Source organism: Flavobacterium sp. Leaf82 (assembly GCF_001422725.1).
In the GTDB taxonomy this organism is placed as follows: Bacteria; Bacteroidota; Bacteroidia; order Flavobacteriales; family Flavobacteriaceae; genus Flavobacterium.
The window spans coordinates 1-13,171 of sequence record NZ_LMMA01000034.1 but is presented as its reverse complement, the minus strand read 5'-3'; the positions used below and the strand labels follow the sequence as shown (position 1 = coordinate 13,171).

At 35.5% G+C, this 13,171-nt stretch carries 13 protein-coding genes; 4 read left to right on the top strand and 9 right to left on the bottom strand.

The window, feature by feature from the left end; translation table 11 throughout:
- From ASF10_RS19705 to ASF10_RS19695, 3 genes are all read right to left on the bottom strand, one after another.
- Positions 1 to 444 (bottom strand): nuclear transport factor 2 family protein, encoded by a 444-nt coding sequence (locus ASF10_RS19705; protein ID WP_056253078.1) that lies wholly within the window; start codon positions 442 to 444, stop codon positions 1 to 3.
- Between the two features lie 95 nt (positions 445 to 539).
- The gene (locus tag ASF10_RS19700) at positions 540 to 1,682 is read right to left on the bottom strand and encodes an aldo/keto reductase (protein WP_056253075.1); all 1,143 of its coding nucleotides are present in this window, start codon (positions 1,680 to 1,682) and stop codon (positions 540 to 542) included.
- Between the two features lie 21 nt (positions 1,683 to 1,703).
- Complete coding sequence (locus ASF10_RS19695; protein ID WP_056253072.1) at positions 1,704 to 2,555, bottom strand: aldo/keto reductase; 852 nt, start codon at positions 2,553 to 2,555, stop codon at positions 1,704 to 1,706.
- 161 nt (positions 2,556 to 2,716) lie between these two features.
- On the opposite strand from ASF10_RS19695, the gene ASF10_RS19690 reads away from it, so the two are divergent.
- The 3 genes from ASF10_RS19690 (at position 2,717) to ASF10_RS19680 (ending at position 6,333) form a co-directional block, all read left to right on the top strand.
- Positions 2,717 to 3,613: a helix-turn-helix domain-containing protein gene (locus ASF10_RS19690; RefSeq protein ID WP_056253069.1), complete on the top strand. Its 897-nt coding sequence runs from the start codon at positions 2,717 to 2,719 to the stop codon at positions 3,611 to 3,613.
- A 580-nt stretch (positions 3,614 to 4,193) separates the two neighbouring features.
- Positions 4,194 to 5,372 carry a 4-hydroxybenzoate 3-monooxygenase gene (locus ASF10_RS19685; RefSeq protein WP_056253067.1) on the top strand — a complete coding sequence of 393 codons (1,179 nt, stop codon included), beginning with the start codon at positions 4,194 to 4,196 and terminating at the stop codon, positions 5,370 to 5,372.
- A 43-nt stretch (positions 5,373 to 5,415) separates the two neighbouring features.
- On the top strand, positions 5,416 to 6,333 hold the full coding sequence (locus tag ASF10_RS19680) for a helix-turn-helix domain-containing protein (protein WP_056253064.1): 918 nt from the start codon (positions 5,416 to 5,418) through the stop codon (positions 6,331 to 6,333).
- A gap of 378 nt (positions 6,334 to 6,711) precedes the next feature.
- Here ASF10_RS19680 and ASF10_RS19675 read toward each other — a convergent pair whose 3' ends face one another.
- The 4 genes from ASF10_RS19675 to ASF10_RS19660 all read right to left on the bottom strand — a co-directional run bounded on the left by ASF10_RS19675 (position 6,712) and on the right by ASF10_RS19660 (position 10,555).
- The gene (locus tag ASF10_RS19675) at positions 6,712 to 7,164 is read right to left on the bottom strand and encodes an Lrp/AsnC family transcriptional regulator (RefSeq protein ID WP_035644147.1); all 453 of its coding nucleotides are present in this window, start codon (positions 7,162 to 7,164) and stop codon (positions 6,712 to 6,714) included.
- Positions 7,165 to 7,389: 225 nt separating this feature from the next.
- Positions 7,390 to 8,382, bottom strand: a complete 993-nt coding sequence (locus ASF10_RS19670; protein ID WP_056253061.1) for a bile acid:sodium symporter family protein — start codon at positions 8,380 to 8,382, stop codon at positions 7,390 to 7,392.
- A 58-nt stretch (positions 8,383 to 8,440) separates the two neighbouring features.
- Positions 8,441 to 9,472, bottom strand: coding sequence for a methionine synthase (locus ASF10_RS19665; protein WP_056253059.1), 1,032 nt, complete (start codon positions 9,470 to 9,472; stop codon positions 8,441 to 8,443).
- A gap of 30 nt (positions 9,473 to 9,502) precedes the next feature.
- Positions 9,503 to 10,555: a DUF1852 domain-containing protein gene (locus ASF10_RS19660; RefSeq protein ID WP_198529615.1), complete on the bottom strand. Its 1,053-nt coding sequence runs from the start codon at positions 10,553 to 10,555 to the stop codon at positions 9,503 to 9,505.
- A 267-nt stretch (positions 10,556 to 10,822) separates the two neighbouring features.
- Here ASF10_RS19660 and ASF10_RS19655 point away from each other — a divergent pair, with 267 nt between their 5' ends.
- Positions 10,823 to 11,452: a nitroreductase family protein gene (locus ASF10_RS19655; RefSeq protein WP_056253056.1), complete on the top strand. Its 630-nt coding sequence runs from the start codon at positions 10,823 to 10,825 to the stop codon at positions 11,450 to 11,452.
- Positions 11,453 to 11,593: 141 nt separating this feature from the next.
- Here the strand turns inward: ASF10_RS19655 and ASF10_RS19650 are convergent, their stop codons facing one another.
- Complete coding sequence (locus tag ASF10_RS19650) at positions 11,594 to 12,472, bottom strand: NAD(P)H-binding protein (protein ID WP_056253053.1); 879 nt, start codon at positions 12,470 to 12,472, stop codon at positions 11,594 to 11,596.
- Positions 12,473 to 12,550: 78 nt separating this feature from the next.
- A complete protein-coding gene (locus ASF10_RS19645; protein WP_056253048.1) occupies positions 12,551 to 13,096 on the bottom strand; it encodes a Crp/Fnr family transcriptional regulator in 546 nt (181 codons plus the stop codon).
- Positions 13,097 to 13,171: the final 75 nt, after the last annotated feature.

Genomic DNA, 13,171 nt, shown 5'->3' with positions numbered 1-13,171 from the left:
TTATTGTCCAGGAGTCATTAGCTTTGTAAAAGACAATGATCCTAATTTCCAACCATTACTGTTTTTTATATACACTTCTGTCACAATAAATGGATTAGTAACTTCATTTCCTCCTACTACTGCTAATAATGTAATTTTACTCAAAAGTATTGCCGTATCACCTATAATATTTACTGAAACCTCGTGAACGTCTGCTTTCTTGTAATGAATTCCTCCACTTTTAATTACATTGATTTCCTGAGTTTTACCCCAACTTCCTCCCATATGAACGAAAACAGATTTATCATCAAACAATGGTGTAAGTTTATCGACGTTTTTATCGGACATCCACTGCCATTTTTGATGTGAAAGTTGAATTACTTCCTTTTCAGCAGTAGTATTTTGTGCGAAAGACTTGTTTGCAATTAGAATAAGTACAAGCAATCCAAAAAGTGATTTTTTCATAATGATGTAAATTTTTAATTCGTATTTTTTTCTATTTATAAATTTGACACACCTTTAAAAGGTACCGGTAAGAATTTAGCTATAATAAATTAAAATTAAATCTTTTTCTGCGGGGCTTCAACATCAGAAAAAGCTAAAACTCCCGCTGGCAATCTTTCTCCCAAAATCTTAATTGCATTTAATGCTGTATTAAATTCCTGTAATTCATTTACAGAAAATTTTATTTGAGAAGCTCCCGTATTCTCTAACATATGAGCCATCTGCGTAGTTCCTGGAATTGGCACAATCCATGGTTTTTGAGCTAGCAGCCATGCAAGGGAAATTTGTGCAGGTGCAGCTTGCTTTTCTTTACTCCATTTCTGAATCAATTCAACTAAAGCTATATTTGCCGTTAGGTTTTCAGGATAAAATCTTGATTCAATACCGCGAATATCTCCCTGCGCAAACTTTGTTCCTTCGTCAATTGCTCCGGTCAGAAAACCAACACCAAGTGGGCTCCATGGAACAAAGCCAATTTCGAGTTCTTCGCAAAGGGGAATAATTGTTTTTTCAGGACCTCTCCATAAAAGAGAATATTCGTTTTGGATGGCGGTAATCGGATGAATAGCATGTGCTCGTCTAACCGTTTGGTGACCTGGTTCACTAAGGCCGTAATGAAGTAGTTTACCTTCTTTAATCAGACTTTGTATAGCGCCAACCACATCCTCTGTTGGAACCTGCGGATCAACACGATGTTGGTACAACAAATCAATTCTATCAGTTTTAAGACGCTTCAACATCCCTTCCACTACAATTTTAATATGTTCGGGACGGCTGTTTAAGCCCGGTAAACGTTTTCCGGTTTCTTGGTCTATATTCCATCCAAACTTTGTAGAAATCACAATTTTATCACGAAAAGATGCAACTCCCTCGCCGAGTATTTTTTCTACCTCAAAAGGACCGTAAGCTTCGGCAGCATCAAATAAAGTAACTCCATTGTCATACGCCGATTGAATAATTCGATGCATTTCTGGTCTCGAAGGAATTGTAGTTTGGTAGTTACGGCTCATATTTTGAACGCCAATACCAATGGTGGAAACTTCCAGTTTCCCCAATTTTCTTTTTCCGGGAGCAAGTGATTTATTATTTACTTCTAAATTTAGCTCATCATTGTGTGAATTTGCGAGAGAACGAAACGGAAGCAAAGCGCTTCCTGCCAATGCTAAACCTGCTGTTTTTAATATTGATCTTCTATCCATTTAAATATTATTTCGTATTTGTTATCTGCTTAATTTTCTTTCACTTAACCACTTCACCATAGTAGGATCTCTGTGATCAAAAAACAGACTTGCATTAGTGTCTAAAGTCTGGATAGCTGTCAAATCTTCATTTGATAATTCAAAATCAAAAATGTTGAAGTTCTCTGCCATTCTTTCTTTTCGAACAGACTTTGGAATCGCTACAACGCCTCTTTGAGTCAGCCATCTCAGAATTACCTGAGCAGTAGATTTATTATATTTTTGAGCAATTGCTGTTAGAATCTCATTTTCGAAAATATCATTTTTTCCTTCAGCAAAAGGTCCCCATGATTCAATTTGGATATTATTGTCCTGAAGGAATTTTTGTGTTTCGTTTTGCTGATGAAAAGGATGTGTTTCTATCTGATTGACTGCAGGAACAAACCCTGTGTTGGTAACCAAATCCATAACTCTGTCAGGATGAAAGTTAGAAACGCCAATAGCTTTTACTTTTCCTTCTGTATATAATTCCTGCATAACGCGCCAAGAGCCGTAGATATCACCATAAGGCTGATGGATCAGATACAAATCCAGATAATCTAATTGAAGTAATTCTAATGATTTCTGAAAAGCTGTTTTTGTATTTTCATAACCTGCATCACTTACCCAAAGTTTTGTAGTTATAAAAAGTTCTTCTCTTGCAATCCCGCTTCTTTTAATACCTTTTCCAACAGCTTCTTCATTCATGTAAGAAGCAGCCGTATCAATTAATCTATAACCCGTTTTAATTGCATCTACTACCGCCTGTTCGCATTCTGCCATATCCTGCATTTGAAAAACACCAAACCCTAAAATGGGCATTTCAACACCATTATTTAATTTTATATTGTACATTGTAATATGATTAATAATTTAATTATTACAAATTTCCGAACTTAAACCGACGGCACTGGTATACGGATTACGGAATCTCCTACCAAGATTACTGATTGAGCGCTAACTGCTGTTTAAGCTATACTTAAATAGCTAAATTTGTGTAATAAATAACGAAAGATATGGGACAAGTATTTAACTTCGAGACAATTAGTGAATATAATGATTTTAATAATCATGAAACACTACATCCTTTAGTTAGTATAATTGATTTTAATAAAGCGAAACCAAGAGCTGGTTCTAAAATGAACTTCGAATTATATTGCATATTCTTAAAACAGGTAAAGTGCGGAGATTTGAAATACGGTCGTAATTATTACGATTATCAGGAAGGAACTTTAGTTTTTATAAAGCCGGGACAAACCATTGACGTAGAGAATAAAGTAGATATTTACCAGCCCGCAGGTCATGGATTGGTTTTTCATCCTGATTTAATCAGAGGAACATCACTCGCTAAAAGTATTGCTGAATATAGTTTTTTCGGTTATGATACTAGTGAAGCGCTACATTTATCAGATAAAGAAAAACAGCTTGTTTTTGACTGCTTTGCTAAAATTGAAGTGGAATTAAAACAATCTATTGACAAACACAGCAAGAAACTGATTGCATCTAATATTGAGTTGTTTTTGAATTATTGTGAAAGATTTTACGACAGACAATTTATTACCAGAGATACTACTAATAAAGGAATTGTTGAAAAATTTGAAGAACTTTTAAACAGCTATTTTTCTTCCGACAAACCGAATATTATAGGATTGCCTTCTGTTGCCTATTATGCCAGTGAACTTAACTTATCTGCGAATTATTTTGGTGATCTTATTAAAAAAGAAACAGGAAAATCAGCTCAGGAATACATTCAGAATAAAATTATTGAAACTGCAAAAGACAAAATATTCGACTCTAAAAAGACAATCAATGAGGTGGCTTATGAATTAGGATTTAAATATCCACAGCATTTTACTCGTTTTTTTAAGCAGCATGTTGGCAGTACTCCTAATGAATATAGGATTATGAATTAATTAAGGAAAACAAGTTGATAAAAACGTTAAGTCATAAAATTTATGTTGCTGTCCTAAACAAATTTTGGTGTTTATTTTCTAAAAACATTTATTTAATTTTAAATATTATTTGAATCAAACTCTTAAAAAATAAATCAAATAATCTTATGGATTTCAATCTGAATATATATATTCAACAATTCAATTACATTTAAAAGTAGTCTTTTTAACATTTAACCCTTACGATACATACAAACCGCCCCTAAATAAAAATACAAAATAATTATCTTACAAATTCACCTGAAAATAAGCCAATTTCTTTAAATCATTCATAAAATGATTTGTGAATTGTGAAGTAAACGTCACAAAAAAAAATCCCATTTCTAACGAAATGGGATTTTTTTTTGAGTCTTTTTTTAATCTTACACTTCTTTAACGAGATTTTTAATAAATAGATTTACAAAGTGGAAATAACTAATGTGTCCGAAGTCCGGAGACTTCGAACAGTTATTTTTTTGTTTTGACTAAACGAAAAGATGATATGGCTAAATAGTTTTTATAAGTGGTGCAGATATTTGCACCAACAAATAATATAAAAATTATGAACAGTAGAATTGAAAAAACAAAAGTTGCCATTATTGGTGCTGGAGTCTCTGGCTTGACATTAGCAACATTTTTGCAAAAGTCAGGCATAGACTGCATTATTTTGGAAAGAAGAAATCGTTCTTATATCGAAATGCCACAACGTGCAGGTGTCGTTGAAGGACGAGGTGTTGAAATGTTCGAACGTTGGGGACTTGCAGATAAACTTCTGGGAGGACCACTTGCACAAACAATCGACTATCGTGTAAATGGATCTAGTCGGCTTTTTACAATTTCTGATGAGGGTGGAGCTCAAAGTAAATTTTGTACCCAGCAAATGCTTGTCAATAATCTGTTGAGAGAACTTATTGATGTGATGGGTGGAGAAGTTCGATTTGATGTAACCGACCTAACAATCATAAATGAAGAAAACGAAACACCACAAATTATTTATTCTGACAAAGATGGTTCACACAAGCTTTCTTGCGACTATATAGTTGGCTGTGATGGCGACAAAGGTGTTAGTCGTGCTTCTATCCCCAAAGGCGTATTAACTAAATATAGTCACGAATACGGCTATGCCTGGTTGGCGGCACTTGTAGAAGCCCCTGTTACGGGAAATGCAATTATGGCTGTTAGCGATAACGGCTTTGTCGGACAGCTGCCAAGGGGACCCCAAAGAAGCCGCTATTATTTGCAATGTGCATTAAAAGACAGCATTGATGACTGGTCTGATGAACGTCTTTGGGATGAAATCAGGTTAAGATTATGCGATGACACTATCGAAAATGCACAGGTTCACGACAAAACATTTGTTCCTTTGCGAAGCGTTGTGTACGCACCAATGCAATACAACAATCTTTTTCTTGCCGGTGACGCTGCACATCTTGTGCCACCTGCAAGCGCAAAGGGTATGAACCTGTCACTTTTTGATGTAGACATTTTAGCTCAGGCATTTCTACATGCTTTAAAGGATAATGATTATTCTGCATTAAAGGAATATTCAGTAACAGTTTTGCCACGAATCTGGAAGTATCAGGATTTTGCTCTTTGGATGACCGATACAATGCACAACGCAGGCGATCCAACACAGCATGGTACTTTTCATCAGATGGTTGCACGTGCCCGTCTTGATACCTTATTCAGTTCGCCACTAGCAGCAAGATTGCACGGTGATTACCAACTCGGTAAAGTGTAATTTTTTTTTCATTAATTTTACTTACATACAAATTGTTTCTAATATGACAAATGAAGTACCGTATAGAATAAAATCCATCGCCGAGTACCACGAATTACGTGGCTATACAAAACCTGAACATCCTCTAATCAGCCTTGTGAGAATAGAAGAAGCTAAATATATGATTGACAAAAGTTTAGTATTGGATTTTTATTCTATTTCCAATAAGCGTGGGCTGAGTGGCAAACTTAAATACGGACAACAAGAATATGGTTTTAATGACGGAGCAATGTTTTTTATTGCTCCCAATCAGGTTTTCAAAGTTGAACACAACAGCACAGATGAAACAGCAGACCAACCGACAGGCTGGATGTTACTCATACATCCAGATTTTTTATGGAACACTTCTCTATCAAAAAACATAAAACAGTATGAGTTTTTTGGTTATACTGTCAAGGAAGCACTATGGCTTTTAGAAAAAGAAGAAAAAACAATTGACAGCATCATTCAGAATATCCTACAAGAGTACTATTCTAATATTGATAAGTTTAGCAAACAAATTATTATTTCGCAAATTGAAAGCCTGCTCACTTATGCCGACAGGTTTTATAATCGTCAATTTATCACAACGGAAAAAGCAAATCATCTGATGCTTGAACGTTTGGAAAAATTACTCAATAATTATTTCAAAGACGACAACTTGATAACCAAAGGTTTGCCAACTGTTCAATACATTGCGCAAGAGTTAAACATTTCACCTAATTATCTCAGTAGTACCTTACGCGTTTTAACAGGACAAAATACACAGCAGCATATACATGACAAACTAATCGAAACTGCTAAACAAAAACTTACCAATACAAATTCGTCAATCAGTGAAATTGCTTATGAATTAGGCTTTGAACATTTACAATCCTTCAGCAAATTATTCAAAGCAAAAACTGCACTTTCTCCTTTAGAATTTAGACACTCTTTTAACTAAGTACATGGCAATGAAATGTTAATATTAGAACGTAAGGGGAAAAATTAAATATTAAAAAATGGGGGACAAAAATATCCCCAACAGGACATCAAAACCAAATTCATAAAGCCAATGAAAGACAGATACTAAATATAGTATGCCAATTTCTTCAAATCTTCCATAAAATATATAGAAATTTGTCCAGTCGAGGTCACAAAAATTAAAATCCCATTTCTAACGAAATGGGATTTTTTTTTGTTTTTTTACAATCTATTTAAACCCAATCACACGGATTTATAATCAGTGTCAGCAAAGTATATTTCTACAAATAAAAAAGTAAGTCTGGTTTTTATTAATATTGGCACGGAAAGAATTTCCGCACTATCGTTGCTCGCGGAACTATCCGTAGAGATTTTTTATCTCTGACATAACAAAGGTACTTTGGGTACTCCCTATACTTTCAACTGATCCCAATTTATTAAACACAAAATCCTGATAATGCTTCATGTCTTTGGCAGAAACTTTCATTAAAAAATCATAATCTCCTGAGATATTATAACATTCTACGACTTCTTCTATTTTCATAATATCACTAACAAATTGATTCCCGATATTACGATCGTGCTGTTTAAGTTTTATATTACAAAAAACAATAAATCCTCTGTTTAGTTTTTCTGCATCAAGCAGGGCAATATATTTTTTAATATAACCATTGTTTTCCAATCTTTTAATTCGCTCAAAAACAGGTGATGCCGAGAGATTAACCATTTTAGCAAGCTCTTTTACAGTGTATTTAGAATTATCGTGAAGTATATTTAATAACTGAAGATCAATATCGTCTATTTGTTCCATAGAATATTACTTAAATAGGTTAATTTATTTTTAAATCAGAATAAAATTCTTCAAATATAACTCAAAACAATATAAAAATCTTATTTTACATACTTTAAAAATATAAAATACTGCAACTTTTATCTTCACAGTATAAAAATCTAAAAATCATTGTTTTACAGCAGGGAGAGTCATCCCTAGTGCCCTTTATCGAAAAAGGATAAAGGGCCATGTCATAAATAAAAATTATACTTCTTTTCGTCGAGCCATACCCTGAGCGATGATACTGGCTGCAATCAATTGCAAGGCATGATAAAGCATAAGCGGCAGCAATACGATGCCGGTGATCGTACTGTGCTGAAAAAGTACTTTTGACATTACGGTGCCGTGTACCAATGACTTTTTAGACCCGCAGAATAAGACAGTAATACGATCTTCATCTGAAAAACCAAGCAGGCGGCTGAGTAGTCCGACGCAAAAGAATACGGCAAAAAACAACGCCATCATCCCTGCAGCAAGTCCGACAAGTTCAAGGGCGGTGAAACCTTCAAAAAGATGTTGTGAAAATGACTTGCAAAACGACGTGTAAATAATCGTTAGAATAACTGCCTGATCGAAATATTTGAGCTGTTTCTTATATTTTTCGGCCATGGCTCCTAAACGGGAATTGAGGCTTATGCCAATAATTACAGGCAGCAATACTTGAAGAATCAGCTTTATGACGATTTGAGTAACATCAAAATCGCCTGTCGCAGAAGCTATAAACAGCCCAACCCAGAGTGGCGTAACCACTACTCCGATTAAACTGGAAATACTTGCATTGAAAATGGCTGCAGGAATGTTTCCTTTAGCGATAGAAACCATGACCACCGAAGAGGAAACTGTGGACGGCAATGCAGCCAGAAAAAATACACCCAGCCAAAGCAGCTCGAAGCCGTTATTGACAAACAACGGGCGAAATGCCAAAACAAGGAGCGGAAAAAATAAAAAGGTTGTCAACTGAACGACAATGTGCATTTTCCAGTTGGAAAGTCCTGTTTTTAGTTTCTCAACACTCAGTCGCATGCCATAAAACAAGAAAATAAAGGAAACACCAGCATTGGCAATCTCCTCAAGCGAAACAGGTTCCTTGACCATGCCTGGCTTTGGCAAAAAATAAGCCATCACGATCATGGTGGCTATCATTAACAGGAAACCGTCGAAACCTGCTTTTTTTAATACTTCTAATAATTTCTTCAATGTGTTTTAAATATTATTCCTCCGTGGAGGCACGGACTTCTTTATTAATGTATTGAAATTAAATCCCAAGTTCTTCGCGTATAATTTCTGCTCCTGCGCTTAAAGCACTTAACTTGCCTCTTGCTACCTCTCTAGATAACGGGGCCATACCGCAGTTTGTAGAAGGGTATAGATTTTCGGCATCTACAAACTCAAGAGCTTTACGCAGGGTAGCAGCTACTTCTTCTGGTGTTTCGATAGTGTTGGTTGCTACATCAATGGCGCCTACCATTACTTTTTTACCGCGAACAAGTTCCATTAAATCTAAAGGCACATTGGAGTTGTGACATTCTAAAGACACCACATCAATTTTAGATTTTTGAATTTTCGGAAAAATTTCTTCGTATTGTCGCCACTCTGAACCTAACGTCTTTTTCCAATCAGTATTTGCCTGTATTCCATAACCATAGCAAATATGAACCGCAGTTTGACAGTGTAAACCTTCAATAGCTCTTTCTAATGCTGCCATTCCCCAATCGTTTACTTCATCAAAGAATACATTAAATGCAGGTTCATCAAACTGGATAATCTCAACCCCTGCGTCCTGAAGTTCTCTTGCTTCTTCATTGAGTGCTTTCGCAAATTCCCACGCCAATTTTTCCCGACTTTTATAATGGTCGTCGTACAAAGTATCTACCATTGTCAGCGGGCCTGGCAATGCCCATTTTATAGGCTTATTAGTCTGTTTACGTAAAAATTTAGCATCTTCAACGAAAACTGCTCTTTGACGTGCAACCTCACCTACAACCACTGGAACACTCGCGTCGTAACGGTTACGGATTTTTACTGTTTTACGATTTTCAAAATCTACACCGCTTAAATGTTCGATAAAAGTCGTTACAAAATGCTGGCGTGTCTGCTCGCCGTCACAAATAATATCCAGATCTGCCAATTGCTGTTCCTGCAGCGAAATGCGTAAAGCATCTTGTTTTCCCTCAAGTAGTTGATCGCCTTCTAATTTCCATGGTGACCAAAGTTTTTCGGGTGGTGCAAGCCAGGCAGGTTTGGGTAAACTTCCAACAATAGAGGTAGGTAATAATAATTTCTTCATAGTAGTATAATTTTAATGCGTTGTAATCAATTAAAGGGTAAAATTAGCAGACCATTGTTCCAGAAGATTTTTATAAGGCTTAATGAAATGCTCTTCTGCATATTTGCCCTGTTCCACAGCTAATCGGCTGCGCTCTTCGCGGTCATAATCCACACGAGTTAGTGAATAATCTTCGTGTTTAAGAGTTGGTTGATAGATTTTCCCAGCCACTGAATTTGCATTGTAAATTTCAGGGCGATAAATCTTCTGGAAAGTCTCCATAGTGCTAATTGAGCTGATTAGTCCAAGATCAGTATAATCAGCAAGCAGATCTCCGGAATGATAAAAAGCCATCGGTGCAACACTATTCGCAGGCATGAAAAAACGAACTTTTAAGCCCATTTTAGAGAAATATTCATCAGTGATAGAATACTGATCCTGCAGATACTCAAAACCCAGAACCGGATGCTGATACTCAGTACGAGTATAAGTTTTGTTGCTTGATACACTTAGACAAATGATCGGTGACATTTTAAAGTGCTCTTTGTAAGTGGCTGAATTGACAAAACACTTATAAAGTTTTCCATGCAAATCGCCGAAATTTTCAGGAATACAAAAATTAGGTTTATTTTTATTGTGCTCGATCAATAAAATACTGAAATCATAATCACGAACGTAAGACGAAAAATTATTTCCGGCAATACCTTCGATACGCTGGCTAGTCTTGCGGTCAAAAATATTCGTTTTTAAAACTTCAATCAACGGCAGATTGTTAATACCATTATTATCATCAATACGCATCGTTACTGTGATGATTTCAAGTTCTACAAGATAACGATCAGCTTTTGGATTATCCATATGAGCCAATGCATTGAATCGATTGTTAATCATATTTAATGCATTACGTAAGTTTTGTTGGCGATTGCCTCCTCTAGCCAAATTTGCAAAATTAGTTGTCAAACGCGTTTCACTTGAGGGGTGATAGTTTTCATCTAAACAAGTGCTCTTTAGTGTGAATGCAAAATCATTCTGGATTGTATTCTGGGTATTTTCGATATTCTGCTTTTCGTTTATTCCCCTATCTTCTTGTATGTTCGCTTTCATCTGATGATAATGTTTAGTTTTTTTACCCTGCAAATTTGAATATAAAAGATTAAATATTTTTATTTATACATAAAATCAGTTAATTATTCTTTATAACAATATTTTTAAAGATTTTTAATCTTTAAACAAATACAATAAGGAATGAAAACAGATAAATATTCTTTAGCGACCTAAGATTATTGGTTTGGAGTTTTCCAGAGCGCTTTAAAAACTCGAAAAAGAAAACAATATCATTTATATTTGCCAAAAATTAAGACAGACATAGCAATGAATTTGATAGAAAATTTAAAATGGCGCTACGCCACAAAAGCTTACAATAACATTAAAGTAACAGAAGAGAAAGTCGATCAGATCTTAGAGGCTATAAATCTTTCAGCATCTTCTTGTGGTCTGCAATCTTACCGTGTTTTTGTTGTAAGCAACCCGGAAATTCAAAAAAAATTAGGTGCTGATTCGTATAATAAACAGATTAGCTCTTGCTCTCATTTATTAGTTTTTGCTGCATTGACTGACATGTCTCCGACTTACATTGACGATTATATGGCAATGACAGAAAAGCAAAGAGGTCTTGACGCTGGTGCCTTATCAGGATTTAGAAATGGATTGCATTCCTATTTTGGCGCTATTAACGCAGAACAAAAAGCCTTTTGGGCGGCCAAACAAGCTTATATTGCATTAGGAACGGCACTTATTGCTGCAGCAGAATTGAAAGTAGATGCCACTCCTATCGAAGGATTTAATGCCGCCACTATTGATGCCGTTTTGGGTTTGAAAGAAAAAGGGTTGCATTCTACAGTTATACTCGCTTTAGGATATCGGGATTCGGAAAAAGATTATATGGCAGCTACGAAAAAAGTTCGTTTGCCAATAGATGAAATGATAACGAAAGTTTACTAATAAAAATTAAAAAAACGAATTCGGACATAACAAACGTGTCCGAAGTCGGGAGACTTCGGACAGCTGGGTTTCTCGGACAGCTGGGTTTCCCTCATTTAATGTGTTTCCGAATTCCTACGGTATTTGCATTAATGTTTTGCTTCAATTTATTTTAGGAACCAAATTTTCAATCATCCATTCTCTAATGGTTGTAGTTCTTGAAGCAGCCTCTGTTCTTGGTTCTAAGTCATATAAACCATTACCAATTGCCGTCAACATTTCGGTTAAAGAGATTGCAAATGCTTCGCTTGTATGATGTTTTTCCAACAGTGTTTTTATATAATTCTCTTTTGAAATCTCCATAAAACAAATAGTTTTTCCTGTTACTATACTCATTTGTCTTGCAATTTCATTATAGCTTATATCTTCCGGACCAAGAACTGTAATTCCTTCAACTCCAGTCCAGGTGTTATCCGTCAAAAATTCTACAGCTTTTGATGCGATATCTTTTACGGCGATTTGCGGCGATTTATAATTTCCGTTCATTGGCAAAGAAAATACCCCCTGTTCTTTTAGAGATGCTATTTGATACAAAAGGGTTTCAAAAAATACCGGACAGCGCAATGCCCTTACTGAGGCTCCGCATTGGCTAATTATATCTTCCCCCTTGTGCAGGGCTGTGACAAGACCTGCCTGCAAATTGCTTTCTTTACCGCCGCTGGATAAATAAACGACTCTTTTTGTACCTGCATTTTTAATTGATTTTGAAGCCACTTTTGCAAAATCTTCATAATAGCCATTTACATCTTCCTGAGTATTGCTTTGAGGCACACAAAAATAAAGAGTATCGCAGCCCTGTAATGCCTCTGTAAATTCATATTCGTTGAGCAAAGAACCTGTGGCAACTTCTACTTTTTCTAAAATATCAGCTGATATTTTTTGAGGATCCCTTAAAAAAATTTTAACCTTTTGCCCCTGCTCTACTAATTGTCGAAGAATTATTGAACCTGTATTTCCTGTTGGTGTTGTTACTAAAATCATAATTGAACTTTTCTGTGTTTGTTGAAGTGCAAAGATGATCAGAGTATATTTTGTAAACGTTGTCCTATGTTCACATTTTTAGATCTTTGATTTTAATCTGCTTAATGTTTGAGGAGTAAGTCCCAGGTAAGATGCAACCATTTTATTTGATAGCCTCGTGAGCAATTTTGTTTGATTTGTTAAAACCCAACGGACTTTTTCTACCGCATCCAGACCTTGAAAACAATATATACGTTCCTGGGATTTTATGTAGGCTAATTCTAAAATTTGTCTGTAAATAAACCCGAACTGCGGAACGTTGTCTACCAAATGAAAGTAATCTTCACGGTTTATCACTAATAGTTCCGAAGGTTCAATAGTCTGCATAAATTCAAATGAAGGTTGTTGATTGATTAAACTGGAAAGTGCAGTTCCTAAGGAATCTTCAAAATGAAAATATCTTGTTGCCTCTTCTCCTTCTTTATTAATGTTAAATAGTCGGATACAGCCTTTATTGACAAAGTAGAAATTATTACAGATTTCGCCCTCTTTCAACAACAATTCATTTCTTTTGGTTTTCCTAAATTTAAAATACGAGTAAATATAAGAAAGTGTCTTATTGGAAAAACCGGTCAATTTGACCACCTAATTCCGGACTAAATTGACCACCCGTTCCGGAGCAAACTGACCACCTAATTCCGGAGCAAATTGACCACCAAG